Origin of the sequence: Atopobium minutum 10063974, assembly GCF_000364325.1 — a bacterium.
GTDB lineage: Bacteria > Actinomycetota > Coriobacteriia > Coriobacteriales > Atopobiaceae > Atopobium > Atopobium minutum.
Map to the genome: position 1 here is coordinate 1,258,148 of NZ_KB822533.1, position 18,390 is coordinate 1,276,537.

The window sequence follows — 18,390 nt, forward strand, 5'->3', positions numbered from 1 at the left end:
TTTACAGGACAGTACCTTTGCAAAGCTCTCTTACATAACTGCCTTAACCATCGAGGCAAAGGAATCTGCCTTGAGAGAAGCGCCACCAACCAAAGCGCCGTCTACGTCATCCTTCTCCAAGAACCCGGCAACGTTTTCAGGCTTTGCGGAGCCACCATACAAAATGCGGATACCATCTGCAATTGTTTGACCAAAAATATCGACAAGAGCTGCACGAATAGCACCGCATACTTCCTGTGCGTCATCTGCAGTGGCAGTCTTGCCCGTACCAATGGCCCAGATAGGCTCGTATGCAATAACATACTTGGAAGGATCAGTAATGGTAAGACCCTTGGTATCCTTCTTGATTTGATCAACGACAAACTCTACCTGCTTGCCAGCCTCACGGACCTCAAGAGACTCGCCACAACAACTGATGGGAACAATATCATGCTCCATCAAAGCCTGAGCCTTCTTATTGACATCTTCATCAGTCTCGCCAAAGTACTCGCGACGCTCGGAGTGACCAATGATGCAGTACTGTGCGCCAATAGTTGTAAGCATGGTGGGAGCGGTCTCACCGGTATAGGCTCCAGATTCTTCCCAATACACGTTTTGCGCGCCGAGGCCAAAATGAGCACTTTGCTGGTTAATAACTGTTGAAACACCCTTAAGGTCTACGGTTGGAGGACACACAACAACGTCTACCTCGCCCGTGCCATCCTTTAGTTCTTCGGAAAGTTCAGAAGCAAGAACAACGGCCTCGGTATAGGTCTTATTCATTTTCCAGTTGCCTGCAATCATACGTTTACGCATCAAGCAGCGCCTCCACTCCAGGAAGAGCCTTGCCCTCTACGAGCTCCATGGATGCGCCACCACCGGTGGAGATCCAGCTCATCTTATCTGCAAGGTTAAATTTATTAATAGCAGCTACAGAATCACCGCCACCAATAATGGAGGTGCAATCAGAGTCTGCAATAGCACGTGCAACTGCCTCGGTACCACCGGCAAATTGGTCAAACTCAAATACGCCCATAGGACCATTCCAAAATACGGTCTTTGCACCCTTAACGGCATCGGTATACAGTGCAATGGTCTTAGGACCAATGTCCATACCCATACGATCCTCAGGGATGGCGTCAGAAGCAACTACCTCGCCAACAGCATCCTCACCAAAGTGGTCGGTCACTACGTTGTCGATAGGAAGCAAAATCTTGCAACCCTTTTCCTGCGCCTTAGCAAGCATCTTGGCAGCAGGCTCAATCCAGTCGGGTTCTTTCAAAGACGTACCAACGGTCTTATATCCCATAGCCAAGAAGAAGGTGTAGGCCATGCCGCCACCAATAATCAAGGTATCAGCAGAATCGATCAGATGGTCAAGAACGCCAATTTTGCTGGAAACCTTAGAGCCGCCGACAATAGCAACAAAGGGACGCTCGGGCTCAGCAAAAATAGACGTCAGTGTGTCTACTTCCTTCTCCAACAAAAGGCCTGCAACAGCAGGGATATATTGAGCCGGTCCAACTACGGAACCCTGAGCACGGTGAGCAGTGCCAAACGCATCAAGTACAAAGACGTCACCATAAGAAGCAAGCTTCTTAGCAACCTCAGGATCATTCTTCTTCTCTGCCTTAAGGAAGCGAACATTTTCCAAAACCAGAATATCACCAGGCTTGACTGCAGCTACAGCAGCGGCGGCCTTATCGCCATAGGTATCATCACAAAACGTTACTTCATAGCCGGTGAGCTCAGCGAGTTTATCGGCAGCAGGCTTGAGAGAAAGCTCGGGCTCAAAGCCAGTGCCTGCGGGACGACCAAGATGGCTCATCAAAACAATACCAGCACCATGCTCTTTGAGGTAGCTAATGGTAGGGATGGCTGCACGAACACGCGTGTCATCGGTCACAACGCCATCCTTCAAAGGCACGTTGAAGTCCACACGCATCAAAACGCGCTTACCATCCACATCAATATCGCGGACGGTCTTTTTTGTAAAGGCCATAGTTCCTCCTTATGGGAAAGAAAAACGCGGTCGCGGCTAAAAAGCTGCAACCGCGTCCAACTGAATTACCTAGTAGCGAGAAAACCGGTGCACTTAAGCAACAAACTTCTCAAAGTACTTAATGGTGCGGACCATCTGAGAGGTGTAAGAATTCTCATTGTCATACCAAGAAGTAACCTGTACAAGGCTCTGACCATTACCAAGGTCCTGAGCCATGGTCTGAGTAGCATCAAAGATAGAACCGTGGGTCTCACCAATGATGTCACGAGATACGATGTCATCCTCGGTGTAGCCGAAGGTCTCAGGAATGGTCTGGGCATATGCCTTCATAGCTGCATTGACCTCATCTACAGTAACCTTTTTGTCTACTACTGCGTAGAGGTTGGTAAGGGAGCCAGTGGGCGTAGGAACGCGCTGAGCAGCACCGATAAGCTTGCCGTTAAGCTCAGGAAGTACCAGACCAATAGCCTTAGCAGCACCCGTAGAATTAGGAACAATGTTTTCTGCTGCAGCACGAGAGCGACGGAAGTTGCCCTTACGCTGAGGACCATCAAGGGTCATCTGATCACCAGTGTAAGCATGAATGGTGGTCATAATACCAGATACGATAGGTGCAAAGTCATTGAGACCCTTTGCCATAGGAGCAAGGCAGTTGGTAGTGCAGGAAGCTGCAGAGATGATGTTGTCATCTGCAGTAAGCTGCTCATGGTTAACGTTAAATACAACGGTGGGAAGATCATTGCCTGCAGGAGCAGAGATAACGACCTTCTTGGCACCAGCATTGATGTGAGCCTGTGCCTTGTCCTTAGAGGTGTAAAATCCGGTGCACTCAAGAACTACGTCTACGCCGAGCTCACCCCAAGGCAGGTTGTTAGCGTCAGCCTCCTTGTAAATGGTGATTTCCTTACCATCTACAATGATGGAATTCTCGGTTGCCTCAATCTTGTGATCGCGGGAGTAATTGCCCTGAGTAGAGTCATACTTAAGAAGATATGCGAGCATCTCAGGGGATGTGAGGTCATTGATTGCAACAATCTCAGAACCCTCGTGACCAAACATCTGACGAAATGCCAAACGACCAATACGGCCAAAACCGTTAATAGCAACCTTAACTGCCATGCTTTCTCCTTTCGAGGGACCTCAGCACGCTCCATTTGCGGCCGACCGGTCTCAACAATGGACTGTCTTAATAGTACCCTTATTGGGCGAGCGCTTTCTCCACAACGCATAAATTTATGCAAAAATATGCTATCTACCTGCAACTTGACTAGCATATTATGGTCAAATTTACTAACACAGCCTATTGTTTTGTCGTAAGCTGTCGCTCAAGCTCCTGCAGACGCAGCAAGCGATGATACAGCGCAGACTTAGACAAGGGTGGTGTGCACTGCTGCCCCAAATCGCGCAAAGAAAGCTCGGGGAAATCACGACGCAGCTCACAAAACAGGCGAAGTGAGGCTGGCAGATTTTGAATACCGCACTTTTTATCAATGGAGTCGATAAGGGCTAACTGAGCCGCTGCGGCATCAGTTGAGCGCGCTTGGTTAGCAATTTCTGCATTAACCCGACGGTTCACATCATTTTTGAGGGATTTCATTTGCCGCACCTTAATAAGGGTACGACTCATACGCCGTGCGCCCAACATAAGCAACAGGGCCACGATGTCATCGTAACTCTTAAGGTACAGGGCATAGGCACCGCGACGATGGTTAAGTCTGGCGTGTACTCCCCTCTTATTTACCAGTTCTACCAGCTGATTTGCAAACTGATCACCCATAACAGCAATTTCTAGATGAAAATCCCCACGAGGATCTGCAATAAAGCCACCTGCTAAAAATGTGCCTCGGATAAAGGCATCGCAGCAGGTGGTATTGACCAACAGCTCCTGGTTAATGCCTTGCGCAAGACTGCCTGTCGGCGTAAGAATCCCCATCTTAACCAGTGCATCCTGTAAATTGTTTTGCTCGGGGATCTCTATAAGGTAGTTACGGGTCTTATGCAAGATAGACTGACGAAACGTAAGCTTGGTCTTGAGGTTAAACACGTCGTGCGTAAGCCCCAAAACCATGCGCGCCACCGCGCCCGTCTCGGTAGAAACACGAATGGAATACCGACCCGGTCCCCTAAAGGACAGGGTACCGCAAATGCGAATAAGCGCCGCAAGCTCAGCCATATCGGCTGCAGTGGATTTGCGCTTTACGCGAGAAAGCTCATCTTTAACTTCGGCAGTAAATGACACGTGTCACCTTTTTTCTAGGGGGATGGGGCACACACCACAAAGAGCATCCGCCAGTTTATCTGGATCATGCACGCAAGGCATGCCGGGCATATCAAAATCACGCACAACAACCGTAGGCACCTGTGCTTCTATTCGTTCTACAATGGCTGCATCAACACAAACGGGCTTGTAATCCATGGAAGAAGCCACTCTATATGCGCTATCCTCCTGTAAGTGCTGTGCCGATAAGCCCACTGCGTGAGCTGTGATTTGTTCCTGTGTCAGGGCCCTAAAACTAACGGTAGCCGCACCAACGCGCTCCTTGGTTTTATGCAAAAGTACCGCATCTATACAACCGGCCAGCCCATGAGAAGCCAGCGCTTGTACGTATTCATCCGCAGCAAGACCCCAGGATTCATACTGCTCATCTGCCTTAGGACAAACAAACAGCTTAAATGCAGTTGTGGTGCGCAGAGCCTCCAAAATACCCGGTACTAATAGGTTTGGAATAATAGATGTAAACAAAGACCCTGGTCCCAACACCACAAGATCAGCCTGCTTAATAGCTTTAATCGCCTCAAAACACGCCATCGGAGCTGCCGGTTCTAGCCACACGCGTCCCAGGGTACAGGGTCCATGGCCGATAAGATCTTCTCCGCAAATAATGCGTCCGTCGAGTGTCTTACCACGAAGCACCACTTTATCCAAGGTAGAAGGCACTACCCTACCCACACACGCAAGGATGCGCTCACAAACCTCAATGGCCTCCATAAAGGAGCCTGCCTCATCCGCCAAACTTGTTAAAAACAAATTGCCAAGCGCATGGTTGGAGGCAAAGGGCAAGCGTTTTTGAAAGGTGCGTGCTACAGCACCGGTAGGATCTTGTGCCAGAGCAACCAAGCAATTGCGCACGTCCCCAGGAGGAACGGACCCCATTTGCTGACGAAGCAAGCCCGTGGAACCGCCATCATCTGCCATAGCCACAACAGCAGTAAGCTCACAGTTTAAGCGTCTGAGTGCACGGATAACTTGGGTTTGACCACTACCTCCGCCTAAACTTACAACGCGGGGGACCCGCACCGGATGTATAGAAGATACAGTGTTCATTGTCATGCACTCATCGTAGTGGTTTTTCGCTAGTTTGAGCACGCGATAAATCACGATGTGAAAGATTTACCTGGTAGCCATGCTCCTTGAGGTATTGAGCGGTCTGCGTTGCCAAGGTAACGGAGCGATGCTGGCCACCCGTGCAGCCCACCGCAATAGAAAGCTGGGGTTTGCCCTCCGACACATATCCAGGCATAACCGAATCTAACAAGTTTTCCCACGCTGCTAAAAACTTCTTTGTCTCTGGGCGCTCCAGTACAAAGTCGGACACCATTTTGTCCTGACCGGTAAGCGTACGCATGATTGGATCATAGTAAGGATTGGGCAAAAAGCGCACATCAATAAGGATGTCTGCCTCTATTGGCATGCCGTATTTAAAGCCAAACGAGAAAACATGCACTTCCATCAGTTGGGTATCCGTAAGCTCAGAATAACGAGCACGAATCCTATTACGCAAAGTAGACGTACGCATCTTAGAAGTATCTAGCACCATATCTGCACGATTGCGCACCTGCGCCAGCTGTTCTCGCTCGCGCCTAATAGCATGTATGGTATCCTCACCCTCATTGGCAATGGGATGTCTGCGGCGACGCTCAGAAAAACGCCGGCGTAAGACTTCGTCAGAAGAGTCTAAAAACATGAGACTGTAGCTCATCTCATGATCTGCCAAGCTATCCAACTCATCCAAAAGCTCATCAAATAGACCTTGACTGCGCAGATCACACACTATGGCCAAGTGACGACCAACGCCGCTGTTGATGCCTACAATTTTGGCGAGTGTACGTATGAGTTTAGGCGGCAGGTTATCAATGACGTAATAGCCAAGATCTTCAAAAATATGCATGGCTTCCGTGCGACCTGCACCGCTCATGCCGGTAATAACAACGATATCGGGGACTTCGGTTTTACTTACATGAGCCATATGCCCTCCAACTATGTCCTCCAACCACGCCCTCATATGCGGGTACGTATACCGTCCAGTATAGGCTACTCAGTGCCCGCTGCACGGGTACGTGTTTGCGCCAGCTCTGCATCCCAAGCACGTAAGGTGTCATAGACGTTTTGCGCTACTGCTTTTGGAATGCCTGGAACAGCAGCGATGTCTTCTGGCGAGGCGGCTCGCAGTTTTTTGAGGCTGCCAAATGCTTTTTTGAGTGCGGCTTTACGCGTAGGCCCAACGCCTTCAATCTCATCCAAGATAGAGATGGTCATGGCCTTACCGCGCAGCTCACGATGGAAGGTAATAGCAAAACGGTGAGCCTCATCACGTAGCTGCTTAACCAGATACAAGGATGCAGAACCCGAGGGCAACACCACGGGTGCATCATCCCACAAAACAAATAATTCCTCATCAGACTTGGCAAGGCCAGCCATGGGGATATCCACACCCAACTCCGTGAGCTGCTTGTATGCAGCATTGAGCTGGGGCTTACCACCATCCAAGATGAGAAGATCGGGTTTTTTGCCAAAGCGCTCGTCTTCCATACGCTGTGGCCCATAGCGACGATCCATAACCTCTGCCATAGACAGCACATCATTTGCCTCGGTAAGAGGCGTTTTGATCTTAAATCGGCGATACTGAGACGTATCTGGCTTACCTGCAGTAAAGACCACCATAGAAGCAACCGTATGCTTACCATGAATGGTTGAGATGTCAAAGCACTCAATACGCAGGGGTGGACCGTCCAGTGCCAAGGCACTTTCCAGCTGTATAAGAGCATCGTTGGTGCGCTTATCGTCATAACCACTGCGCAGCTCATAACGCATAAGCGCATGACGGGCATTTGTGGAAGCCATCGCTGCAAGATGGGCCTTCTCGCCACGCCGAGGAACATGCAGCACAACCTTACGGGTGCGCTTGGCGCTCAGCCACTGCTCTATGGCAGTGGTGTCCAGCAGCTCAACAGGGATGTTTACCTCCAGCGGTATATCTGCCGTCTGCTCGTAGTAGCGCTTTATAAAACCGGAAACAAGCTCTTGTTCGGGCACATCATTGCCCTTGTCCAAAATAAACTCACAGCTGCGAATAACGCGCCCTTCTCGGACGAGAAAAACACAGACACCGGCGATGGTCTCTTCACGCCAAAAGCCGATAAAATCCGCGTCTATGGGTGTGGGAAATACCACACGCTGCTTATCATCCAAGCCCTTAATAACGTCTAGACGACGCTTGATACGACCAGCTTTTTCAAAATCCAGCTCTGCAGCAGCATCTTGCATCTGCTCCGTGAGCTGGGCGATGAAACCACCACGATGTCCTGATAAAAAATCCTCTACCAGACGCGTGTTTTGTGCATACTCTTCTGGCGTAATTTCTCCTGCACACACGCCAGGACCCTTACCCACATGAAAGTCAAAACACGGACGTCCCTGTTGCGCACAGATAAGCTGGATGATGTCCTTGTCATCTGGATGTGCTTGAATCAAACGCATCACGCGACGCCACTGGGCGCAGCTGCCCACACAAAAAGGAGTGACTTTGCGCACAATGTCTATCATTTCACGCGCAGATTTTGCATCTGTATAGGGACCAAAGTAACGCGTACCAGGCTTATGCTTCTCGCGCGTGTATTTAAGCGCCGGAAACACATCACCTTTGGTAAGGGCAATGTAGGGGTAGCTTTTATCGTCCCTCAGATCTACGTTATACGGCGGATGATACTGCTGGATAAGATTGATTTCCAGCACTAACGCCTCATGCTCAGAGCCAACCACCACGTAGTCAAAACTGGCAGTCTCCTCCATGAGGAAGGGGATTTTGATGCGCTCATCCGTACCATGTACATACTGACGCATGCGAGCACGCAAGTTTTTTGCCTTGCCAACGTAGAGCACCTTACCCGCAGCATTCTTCCACATATAGCAGCCAGGTTCTGTGGGCACCTGATTTACCAACTCTATGAGCGTATGGTCCACCAAATCGTGAGACGTCTGCGATATGTTATGAAAATCTGACATAGCCTCATACTACCCAACTTTGAGCACCTCGCGCGCTTGCCAAAGCACCCGTATCCATCTTTTTACCAAATCCCACATGATATAATTCATACATTTGCTGCTCAGATGCGCAAGGCGTCCCTTTTATACGACAGCTTGGCATGCTTGCTACGCTTGGTGTGCTTGGCATGCTTGCTGCCAGCGCTTGCGCTTATCACAAGGAGATTTTATGGTTGCTTCTACGCACCGTACCGATATCTTGCCCGTTGTTATTGGTGGCGACATTGGAGCCTATGCCTTGGCTCGCGAGTTTCACGAAGCTCTAGGCACAAAGCCTATGCTTATCAACACGGGTTTTATCGGTGCAATCTCTCACTCCAAAATACTTGACACCCATGCCGTCAAAGCGCTGGATGACAAACAGCTGTTAGAAGCAATAACTCAGATATGTGCCACTGCTGGCGAGAAAACCATCCTCTTGGTAGCAAACACAGATCAGCTCATTGAACTGCTCGAACGCGTACATGACCAGCTGCCTTGTGGTGTAGTGTGCCCTATTCCATCCTTAGAGGCTTTCAATGCCGTTTGCGATAAAGCCAGCTTTGCAAAGCTCTGCGAGGCACATGGCTTAGCGGTCCCCCAAACTGAAGTGGTTCACCTTGCAGGTACCGACCCCATCGCCCCCACTGCTTTAAGCTTTCCTGTTATTGCCAAGCCTGCAGAATCTGCTGGGTATTACACCACACTTATCAAGGGATTTAAAAAGGTCTACTGCATGCACCAGCAGTCCGAACTGGATGCACTCTGGGCTAAGCTGCGCGCCAGTGGCTTTAGTGGAGACTTCCTTGTCCAGCATCTCATTGCGGGCGATGATAGCTACATGGACTCCATCACAATATACATGGGAGCAGATGGCAAGGCGCGCATGCTGGGAGCGGCGCAGGTGTTGCTAGAAGACCATGCCCCCACCATGCTGGGTAACCCTGTTGCTATGGTTATTCGCGAGAAACCCGAACAGTGGACAAAGGTAGAGCATATGCTGCAAAGCATTCAGTATCGTGGCTTTGCTAACTTTGACATCAAGCGAGATCCCTTGGACGGTACAGAATACTTCCTTGACTGCAATCCGCGCATTGGACGTAACTCCTACTATAATTGCGCGGGCGGTGTTAATCCCATGCAGGTTTTAATTAACGAGGCCATTGATCAGACATCTGAAGAGGTCCACATTGCCAACAGCCCCGCTTTATACACGCTGGTACCCCTCTCGCTCATGCGCAAATACATCCAAGATCCCCAGCTTATGGACGAGGTTAACCATTTGATCTCCACAAATAGAGTGGTTAATCCTCAGCATAATCCTGCCGATAAGGGCATAAAAAGGCTGCTGGATGTCTTTTTGACCGAGAGCAACCAAATCCGCAAATTTGCAAAGCACTATCCCAGGGCTACGGATACCTCGTTCTAGCTTTGCATTGCTGTTGACCTTACAGTGCCGTTAGCTTTGCGGTGTTGTTGATCCTGCAGTGCGGTTAGCTTTGCGGCGTTGTTGATCCTGCAGTACTGTTAGCTTTGCATTGCTGCAACAAACCAGCTGGTAAGAGAGGTTGGATGGGTAATGCCCGTGCCTACCACCACAGACCACGCACCGGCCTCAAGAGCTGCCTTGGCATCTGCAGGGGTATGTACGTGACCTTCACATACTACGGGGAAGTCAGGAAATTCTTTTGTTGCTTGGGCAAGCAAGGCAATATCTGGTCCTTCATCCATCGTGGTATCAATTGCAGCCTTGTTGTGAGACAACGTGGTAGACACAAGGTCACAGCCACAGGCAACACCACGACGAATATCCTCTATCGTCATGCAATCAGCCATGATAAGGACGTCGGACTGGCTTTTAAGCGCAGCTACGGTTTGCTCAAAGCTTCGGCCATCAGGACGAGGACGATCAGTGGCATCAAGTGCAACAATATCACAGCCTGCATGCACACACGCCAGCGCATGACGCAGGGTAGGTGTGATATACACGCCTTCATGACCTTCTTTCCAAAGCCCAATCACAGGAACTTCTACCTGACCTTTAATGGCAGATATATCAGCCAAACCCTGGCATCTGATTGCTGCAGCGCCGCCTTTCTCGACAGCTAAAGACATAGCAGCCATGATGTCTGGCCTGCGCAAAGGCTCACCGGGATATGCTTGGACGCTTACGATCAGTTTGCCACGAAGTACCTCTAACATGGGATTCATACCTATCTCCAAAACTATAGAACGTAGCCAAAGCTTAGGAAGTTTTCCGCCGCGCCAATCAGTGGCGCATCTCCGCCGAGCTCGCCTGCCAAGATGGGCGTCTGCACCACAGGATCCATGGCTTGAGATGCAAAGCCCTCCGCCAAAGCATCATGCCAATAGTTGGTGCATTGAGCAACCGAACCAGAAAGCACAATGGACTGAGGATCAAGCATGTTGCACATGCTGCCCAACACCATACCAAGGGCATAGCCCGACTGTGCTTCTGCACGCTGTGCCGCTGTATCTCCAGCCTGCGCGCGTTTATCGATAAGAGCGCCGTTGATGGGCGTGCCATCTTCTAAAGTAGCTGAACCACCGAATTCGATATACGCATTGATAATCCCAGGACCAGCCGCTATGGTTTCCAGATGAGAGCCGCGGCCACAGGCACAGGGCTTATCGGCAGCCTGAATGCATAATACGTGACCAATATTACCTGCCACATCATGGGCGCCACGCAAAATGTGATTATCACAAATGAACGCACCGCCAATACCGGTTCCAACCGCTACAACCAAACAACTACTGCTCCCCTTGCCCGCACCATGGCGAGTTTCACCCAGTGCGTGGGCGTGAACATCATTCAGTGCTTTTGTAGGAAGGCCGCACTGCGTCTGCACGTCACGCGCAAGCTGCGTGCCTATCCAACCAGGCATAATATCATTGGCAAAGGTAACCTCACCCGTAAGAGGGTTGATAACACCAGCACTAGAAATGCCGATGCCGCTCAGCACAATGCCGTGCTCCTGAGCTGCTTTCTGGACACGCTCTACCTGCTGTATAACGGTGGACAAAACCTGAGAACCACCAGCAGCTGCATTGGTCGGCACCTTGTTTGTGTGCACTACTTGAGGTACACCTTCACCAAACAGCACGATGCCGGATGCAATTTTTGTTCCACCAATATCTACTGCTACAACAGCACTTTTTTCTGCCATGGTTTATCCTTCGTACCGTGTATTTCTTACAGAGCTGCTACGGCTACGCTCTTCACAGCCCTGTAAGAAATAGTTGCTTGATCCAACGTGTAGCAAGCCGCTGGCTTTACAGCAAGCCGCTGACCCTACAGCAGACCGCTGGCTGTAAGCACCGCGCGGATTTTCTCGACATTCTCGCCTGTCATGGCCTTAACGGGACGAGGCATCTGATTGGTAGAAAAGATGCCCATCAGCCACAAAGCGGTCTTGAAAGAACCCACACCGCCAGCATACCCCTGCAAGCCAGAAGTGACATCAAAGATGTGAGAAAGCTCGTTGAGCTTGTCCTGCTCGGCCTTGACGGCAGTCCAGTCCCCAGCCTGAAACGCCTTCCACATACGAACATAGCCGTCAGGATCCACATTTGCCAAGCCTGGAACAGAGCCGTCTGCACCGGACAAATAGGCACCATCTACAACAATTTCATGACCGGTAAGTAAGCTCATGGGGTGTCCGGCCTTCTCGTTTTCCTGACACAGATAACGGAAGTTAACGTCGTCACCGGACGAGTCCTTAACTCCGGCAAGCACTCCTTCTTTGCCCAGTTCAAGAGCAAGCTTCCAAGGAATTTTGCTATGAACACAAACGGGAATATTATATGCAAACACGGGCAAAGAAAGCTCACGTGCCAAAATGCGGAAGTGCTCTGCCATCTCGGTCAAGCCACCCAAAGCATAAAATGGTGCCGTGGCAACAACTGCATCGGCACCCAAGCGCTCGGCCTGGCGACCATGCTCAAGCACCCGCTCGGTTTCTGTGTCGATAATACCCACCAAGACAGGAACGCGATGATCCACAATGCGGACAGCCTCACGAATGACCTGCTCACGCACGGCATCAGTAGAAAAAACTACTTCGCCAGAGGAGCCCAGGAAGAACAAGCCATCGACACCAGCCGTAATCATCTTATTGATGAGTTTCTCAAAAGAAGCAACATCCAAAGAGTGATCCTCAAGTTCAGGAACAACTACGGGAGGTACTACGCCAGAAATCTTAAAATCACTCATGAATGTGTCCTTTCAAAGTGCATGAATTGCAAAATCTCATCCTCAAAATCATTGATGCGCTCGTAGCCCCATTTTGGATACGAGACAAGTTGCTTATGAGTAGAGCCTACCAGGTTATAGAGCTTTTCAAGAGAAGAAACTTGATCTTCTTGACCAAGCTGACCAATACCAAACAATGTTTCTGCTGTAACCTGTGGCGCATAGGTCATACAATCAAGCGGTGCCAGCTGCTTAAAGAGGGTATCTGCCTGTGTTGCCTGTGGATCTGTGTACCTAAAATGCCTATGAATACCTGCATACACAGGAATAGTGGCACAGGTTTGCCACGCTGTTTGTAGGTCAGTTGGACAAGGATTAAGCACGGCAAGCTTGGCTACTCGGCTGCCCATAATTCCCGCAAGATCAAGTGCCAGCCCTGCCCCGGTACCTTCACCTACCAAAGCAAGCTGCGTTGTTTTGGTTTGAGGCAAACGACACACAAGCTCAAAGGTCAATATCGCATCTTGGATAAGGGTCCAAAACTGCGCTCCCCCATCAAAGGCAATATCGTGTGACCACAGGCGCTGCTCCAACATAACAACACGATACCCCAGCGCTATCCAGCGAGTAAGATGGGTCCAACCTCGAGGACCCTGGTTCATGTCATGAAAATACAGGACGGTCGGGTAATTGGTATGAAGCGAATCTGCTTGAGGAGAACCTGCATGCAGGGCAGTCTTTGGTGTAAGCATACGTACCACCAGCTCAACACCATCCAAAGCCTTGAACCTAAGCTGCTCGTAGTGTGCCAAGGGTGACTGAGAGCCAACAGAAACAGTGCAACAACTGTAATCACACTTGGCTGCATAGTCTGCCAGTTCTTGTAAGCTCTGCTCGCGCACTTTGCCCTGATCAGGCATCCTATGCGCGCTCTTCTCGTCTACTGACCGCATATGTCCAAACCCCCTTTGCAAAAGAAGTTGATAACCATGTCATCAAAAGCAGGGATTTCCTCGTGCCCAAACTCAGGAAAGAGCACATGCTGTTTAGGACAGGTCATAGTGTTATACACCGCATACTGTGTAGGAAGCGGGCATACCTCATCGGCAAGACCGGTACCAAAAAGCACTTCTGCTTTAACTAAATGGGCAAAGGACAGCGAATCAATATATCCGAGCCGAGTAAATTTCTCTTGAACATGGGTTGCGGTAGCATCGAACCAACGAGCATAATAGCGCAAGCCCTCATAGGCAATTTGGTCTGCTCCGAGCTCGCACACTTTTTGGAAATCAGACAAAAATGGATAGAGAATGGCCGCTCGCTTAATGAGATCCGCATTGAGTGCACAGGTTGCAATCCCTACGCCTCCCCCCTGTGAATCACCATATACCTGCACATTGCTGGCATCCAAGCCCTCAAGCTCTTTGACAATGCGACAAAGGATGCGAATGTTTTGATGTAGGCGTACGTAATACATATCTTTTGCAGGGCCATCAAGCCCAGCCACTAAATGGCCAGCAACCGTTGTACCTGTGTAGCCGCCCAAATCTTGACTGCGGCCACCCTGACCAGGATTGTCCATAGTAATGGTTGCAAAACCCATTCCTGCAAATGAGCAGTTTTCTAACCAACTGCGCGTACGCCCCGGATAGCCATGAAAACGCAGTACCACGGGCAGAGGGTTCTGAGAGTGCGGCCGCAAAAAACGCGCATACAGGCGCGCGCCACCCATGCCCTCAAACCACAAGTTATAAAACTCACAGCTTGGATAGGAATCTACCTCGGCGGGGTCAAGCGTATAGTGCAAGCTCACAGCATCTGCCTCATCCATACGCTTTGCCCAAAACTCATCAAAATCTGCTGGAATGGGATTAGTCCCTGTATATGCTTCAAGAGCATGTTGTTGTTCTAAAAAGGTAGGCATTACCAAAACTTCCATATGATGTTCTAGAAAGATGCCCCGCATATACACGGGGCATCAAAGGTATTATCGCTTGCTGTAACTACTGACCAAGTTTGGGATGAAGCAGTGAAGGAGCAGCACCCAACAAAAGCTTGGTGTAATCATCTTGCGGTTTCTCAAAGATGTCCTTTGCAGGACCGTGCTCTACAACCTTGCCGCCATTCATAACCATGATCTCATCAGAGATATACCGAACGGTCTGGATGTCATGGCTGATAAAGACCATGGCAAGACCCAGGTCACGCTTAAGATCCGTAAGCAGATTCAAAATCTGAGCACGAACAGAAACGTCCAGTGCAGACGTAGGCTCATCTGCAATGATAGCGTCAGGACCAATGGCCAAAGCACGAGCAATAGCAACGCGCTGGCGCTGTCCACCAGACAGCTGACCTGGCAAAGCTTCCAAAGAGCTGGAAGGCAAACCAACCATGCCGATAAGATCTCTAATACGACGCTCACGCTCAACCGGTGTGAGCACACTGTGCACCAGCATAGGATCGAGCAGCTGATCATGCACGGACATGCGTGCATTGAGCGCCGTTGCTGGGTCTTGGAACACAACCGAGATAACGCGACCAATCTTAAGACGATCCGCAGCAGTGCGCTTGGTTACATCGTTTCCTTTAAAGAAAACATGACCAGAGGTAGGTGCTTGCAAACCGCACATAACGTTTGCAGTCGTAGACTTACCGCAGCCAGACTCACCTACAATTCCCAAGGTCTTGCCAGGCATAAGGCGCAAGGTTACGCCCTGCACTGCATGAACCAGATTGGGATGCAAAAGAGAGCCCGTACGGGTACGGAACGTAACGTGTACATCATCCAAGTAAATGATGGGGGTCACACCGTTAATGGTGCCGTCATCAATAGTTACTGGCATGTTTTTCTGGACAGTTGTACCACTCATGCCGCACCTCCTGCAAGAAACGAAGTAAGTCCTGCCTCTGCAAGAGCCTCGTCAGGCAGCTCGGCAACTACGTGATGCGTACCAGGAATCTCTTTCAGAACTGGATGGGTATCAATACCAACCTCAGGATGGCTTGAACGGGGAGCAAAGCGATCGCCCGGAGCAAAATCTTGAGGACTGGGTACGGTACCAGGAACCTGGTGCAAACGACCGGCACCGCCTTCGATAGAAATAACCGAACCCAAAAGACCGCGCGTATACTCGTGAATGGGGTTGGTGAGAAGTTCCTTAGTGGGAGCCTGCTCAATCACCTGTCCGGCATACATAACGGTAATATCGCATGCCACCTCAGCTACCAGCGCTAAATCGTGCGATACAAAGATCATGGCAAAGCCAAGTTTAGCCTGCAGCTCATTGAGGAGCTTAATAACCTGCTTTTGAACGGTTACATCCAAAGCGGTAGTGGGCTCGTCGCAGATAACCAACTTAGGATCGCGCGTTAGTGCCATAGCAATCAAAACACGCTGACGCTGACCACCGGATAGCTCATGAGGATAGCTTTCCAAGACACGCTTAGGATCCAGACCTACCAACGTAAGCAGTTCCTCAGCAGAGCGCGTACCACCACGATCGGTAAGCTGCTTCATCTGAGACTTAATGAGCATGGAGGGGTTAAGGGAGCTCAAAGCATCCTGATATACCATTGCAATCTCATGCCCACGAAGGTCATTGCGCTGCTTATCGGACATCTTGAGCAAGTCCTTGCCCTCATACAGCACCTCACCCGAAAGTTGGGCACGGCTGTCGATAAGCCCCATGATGGTAAGAGAGGTAATAGACTTACCGCAGCCAGACTCGCCTACCAAACCCATGGTCTGACCAGGACGTACGTTAAAGCTTACATGGTCCACGACGTTAACATCACCATGACGTGGGAACTTAATGCACAAATCCTTTACTTGCAGCAAGGGTGCAACCGTATAGTCAGGTACATGACGATCCGTACGTGCCCCTTCTACTGCAGCAAGCGCTGTGAGGGATTTGTTGAGAGACTCAGCTTGGGCAGCATAGGCCGCTACTGGATCTGCAACCAGACGGTCTGCCTCACGTACTGCCTCGGGATCATGATCCTCCACTGGCGCAGAAGGAGCGGCTACTAAGGCATCCGTAATACCCTCAGACAGGATATTGAGGCACAGGCAGGTAATCATGATTGCCAGGCCAGGATACATTGCCTGCCACCAGCGACCGGCCAAAACACCAGCACGAGCATCTGCAATGATATTACCCCAGGTGGGAGTAGGCTCCTGGATACCAGCAGAAATGAAGGTAAGAGAAGCCTCAAAGATAATGGCATCCGCAACCAGGGTTACGGCATATACCATAATGGGAGCAATGCAATTACGCATAACGTGGCGCCACAAAATCCAAGGTGCACGCGCACCGGATACCACAACGGCACGAACGTAATCTTCACCATACTCGCTCACGATATTTGCACGCACCAAGCGAGCAATCTGAGGAATATACATAAAGCCAATAGAAAAAATGATGCCAGGCATGCTGTTGCCCAAAATGGATACAAAAACGGCTGCCAATGCAATACCGGGGAACGACATAACGACGTCCAAGATACGCATGATGAACTCAGAGATCCACTTACGAGAAACAGCTGCAAGAGAACCAAGGATGGAACCAATTATCAGAGCAACACCGGTTGCACTAAAGCCAATAACCAACGAGAAACGACCGCCGTACAAAATACGAGACAAAACATCACGGCCCTTATCGTCAGTACCAAACAAGAAGCTTGGAGAAGGAGCTTGGCGTGCTATAAAGATCTCAAAGGGATCATGAGGTGCAATGACCGAAGCAAAGATCGCGCTCAGAGCAACCAGAACAAGTACTGCCAAAGAAATCTTAGAGGCGGTACTCATACGCTTAAAGCCAGCAAACTTTGCTTTCTTATGGACTGCCTCTTCCACTGCAGCGGCTTGATTTTTACGCATGATTACACCGTCCTTATCCTGGGGTTGATAAGGATGTAGAGCATGTCAACCACAATGTTAATGATGATAAACGACAGGGCAACAACAATAACAACACCCTGTACCAAATTGGGCTCGTTACCCTGAATACCTGTAGTAATTGCCGTACCCATGCCAGGAAGGGCAAAAATAACCTCAATGACTACGGCGCCACCAAGCAGATAACCAATCTTCATGCCAAGGGTGGTTACCGGAGTGATAAGGGCATTGCGCAAAACATTTTTTGCAACAACAACGCGTTTAGGAATACCGGCACCAATAGCGGTACGTACATAATCTTTATCCAGCTCTTCTACCATTGCCGTACGAATAACACGCGTGAGCTGACCAGATAAAGGAGTGCCCAGAGCAAGAGCGGGCATAATCATGCGACGCCACCAACCAAAGCTAAACAGCGCGGGCAAAGGACCAGATGCAGGCAATGTATGCAGATTGGCAGAGAACAGCAAAATGAGCAGGACGGCAAGCCAGAACGAAGGTGTAGCCAGTGACAGAATCGAAATGACACGAATGAGTTGATCCGGCCAACGATCTCTATACAAAGCAGCAATAATGCCCAAAATAAATGCCCAAACAGCACCAATGGTAAGACCCAAAAACGTGAGCTGCATGGTAATGGGCAAGGCATCGGAAATCTTAGCATTAACCGAAGCATTGTTTATGCCATAGGTACCAAGATCTCCCTGTAAAAAACCTCCCATATAGCGAACGTACCGAATGGGCAGCGGATCATCGAGACCATGCACTGCATGATACTGGGCCACCGCGTCAGGTGTAACGTTTTCTCCTAACTGCGAATACGCAGGATCTATTGGAGAGAACGACATGAGAACAAACACCAGAAACGTTGCCCCGAGAACCATAAAGGGCAAAGCTACAATCCTTCGCCCAATGAGTCTCAGAAGATTACTCACTGTGCTGCTCCTCTCTCTTTTCGTGCCTTTCATAAAAAGGTCTCGAGTACCTCGTGGTTC

16 protein-coding genes are annotated in these 18,390 nt (G+C 50.0%); 1 reads left to right on the forward strand and 15 read right to left on the reverse strand.

Annotated features, from left to right (window positions below; translation table 11 throughout):
• Window positions 1-30: 30 nt before the first annotated feature.
• The 7 genes from tpiA to uvrC form a co-directional block, all read right to left on the reverse strand.
• Window positions 31-795: a triose-phosphate isomerase gene (gene tpiA, locus HMPREF1091_RS05850; RefSeq protein WP_002563883.1), complete on the reverse strand. Its 765-nt coding sequence runs from the start codon at window positions 793-795 to the stop codon at window positions 31-33.
• Entirely contained in the window at window positions 788-1,981 is a 1,194-nt protein-coding gene (locus HMPREF1091_RS05855) for a phosphoglycerate kinase (RefSeq protein ID WP_002563884.1), read from the reverse strand. Before HMPREF1091_RS05855 ends, tpiA begins: the two co-directional genes overlap by 8 nt.
• 93 nt (window positions 1,982-2,074) lie before the next feature.
• A complete protein-coding gene (gap, locus tag HMPREF1091_RS05860; RefSeq protein ID WP_002563885.1) occupies window positions 2,075-3,100 on the reverse strand; it encodes a type I glyceraldehyde-3-phosphate dehydrogenase in 1,026 nt (341 codons plus the stop codon).
• 181 nt (window positions 3,101-3,281) lie between these two features.
• Window positions 3,282-4,220 carry a DNA-binding protein WhiA gene (gene whiA / locus HMPREF1091_RS05865; protein ID WP_002563886.1) on the reverse strand — a complete coding sequence of 313 codons (939 nt, stop codon included), beginning with the start codon at window positions 4,218-4,220 and terminating at the stop codon, window positions 3,282-3,284.
• Between the two features lie 3 nt (window positions 4,221-4,223).
• A complete protein-coding gene (locus HMPREF1091_RS05870; RefSeq protein WP_002563887.1) occupies window positions 4,224-5,306 on the reverse strand; it encodes a gluconeogenesis factor YvcK family protein in 1,083 nt (360 codons plus the stop codon).
• 10 nt (window positions 5,307-5,316) lie between these two features.
• Window positions 5,317-6,228: an RNase adapter RapZ gene (gene rapZ / locus HMPREF1091_RS05875; RefSeq protein ID WP_002563888.1), complete on the reverse strand. Its 912-nt coding sequence runs from the start codon at window positions 6,226-6,228 to the stop codon at window positions 5,317-5,319.
• 65 nt (window positions 6,229-6,293) lie between these two features.
• The gene (gene uvrC, locus HMPREF1091_RS05880) at window positions 6,294-8,264 is read right to left on the reverse strand and encodes an excinuclease ABC subunit UvrC (RefSeq protein ID WP_002563889.1); all 1,971 of its coding nucleotides are present in this window, start codon (window positions 8,262-8,264) and stop codon (window positions 6,294-6,296) included.
• A gap of 208 nt (window positions 8,265-8,472) precedes the next feature.
• Here uvrC and HMPREF1091_RS05885 point away from each other — a divergent pair, with 208 nt between their 5' ends.
• Window positions 8,473-9,711, forward strand: coding sequence for a carboxylate--amine ligase (locus tag HMPREF1091_RS05885; protein WP_002563890.1), 1,239 nt, complete (start codon window positions 8,473-8,475; stop codon window positions 9,709-9,711).
• 98 nt (window positions 9,712-9,809) lie between these two features.
• On the opposite strand, the gene HMPREF1091_RS05890 is transcribed toward HMPREF1091_RS05885, so the two are convergent.
• From HMPREF1091_RS05890 to HMPREF1091_RS05925, 8 genes are all read right to left on the reverse strand, one after another.
• Window positions 9,810-10,493, reverse strand: a complete 684-nt coding sequence (locus HMPREF1091_RS05890; protein ID WP_002563891.1) for an N-acetylmannosamine-6-phosphate 2-epimerase — start codon at window positions 10,491-10,493, stop codon at window positions 9,810-9,812.
• 14 nt (window positions 10,494-10,507) lie between these two features.
• The gene (locus HMPREF1091_RS05895; RefSeq protein ID WP_002563892.1) at window positions 10,508-11,473 is read right to left on the reverse strand and encodes an ROK family protein; all 966 of its coding nucleotides are present in this window, start codon (window positions 11,471-11,473) and stop codon (window positions 10,508-10,510) included.
• A gap of 125 nt (window positions 11,474-11,598) precedes the next feature.
• Entirely contained in the window at window positions 11,599-12,519 is a 921-nt protein-coding gene (locus HMPREF1091_RS05900; protein WP_002563893.1) for a dihydrodipicolinate synthase family protein, read from the reverse strand.
• Window positions 12,516-13,451, reverse strand: coding sequence for an acetylxylan esterase (locus tag HMPREF1091_RS05905; protein ID WP_002563894.1), 936 nt, complete (start codon window positions 13,449-13,451; stop codon window positions 12,516-12,518). Before HMPREF1091_RS05905 ends, HMPREF1091_RS05900 begins: the two co-directional genes overlap by 4 nt.
• Window positions 13,439-14,437 carry an acetylxylan esterase gene (locus HMPREF1091_RS05910; protein WP_035424568.1) on the reverse strand — a complete coding sequence of 333 codons (999 nt, stop codon included), beginning with the start codon at window positions 14,435-14,437 and terminating at the stop codon, window positions 13,439-13,441. Before HMPREF1091_RS05910 ends, HMPREF1091_RS05905 begins: the two co-directional genes overlap by 13 nt.
• A gap of 64 nt (window positions 14,438-14,501) precedes the next feature.
• On the reverse strand, window positions 14,502-15,341 hold the full coding sequence (locus HMPREF1091_RS05915) for an ABC transporter ATP-binding protein (RefSeq protein ID WP_051058353.1): 840 nt from the start codon (window positions 15,339-15,341) through the stop codon (window positions 14,502-14,504).
• Window positions 15,342-15,364: 23 nt separating this feature from the next.
• The gene (locus HMPREF1091_RS05920) at window positions 15,365-17,377 is read right to left on the reverse strand and encodes a dipeptide/oligopeptide/nickel ABC transporter permease/ATP-binding protein (protein ID WP_002563897.1); all 2,013 of its coding nucleotides are present in this window, start codon (window positions 17,375-17,377) and stop codon (window positions 15,365-15,367) included.
• Between the two features lie 2 nt (window positions 17,378-17,379).
• Window positions 17,380-18,330 (reverse strand): ABC transporter permease, encoded by a 951-nt coding sequence (locus HMPREF1091_RS05925; protein ID WP_002563898.1) that lies wholly within the window; start codon window positions 18,328-18,330, stop codon window positions 17,380-17,382.
• Window positions 18,331-18,390 lie beyond the last annotated feature (60 nt).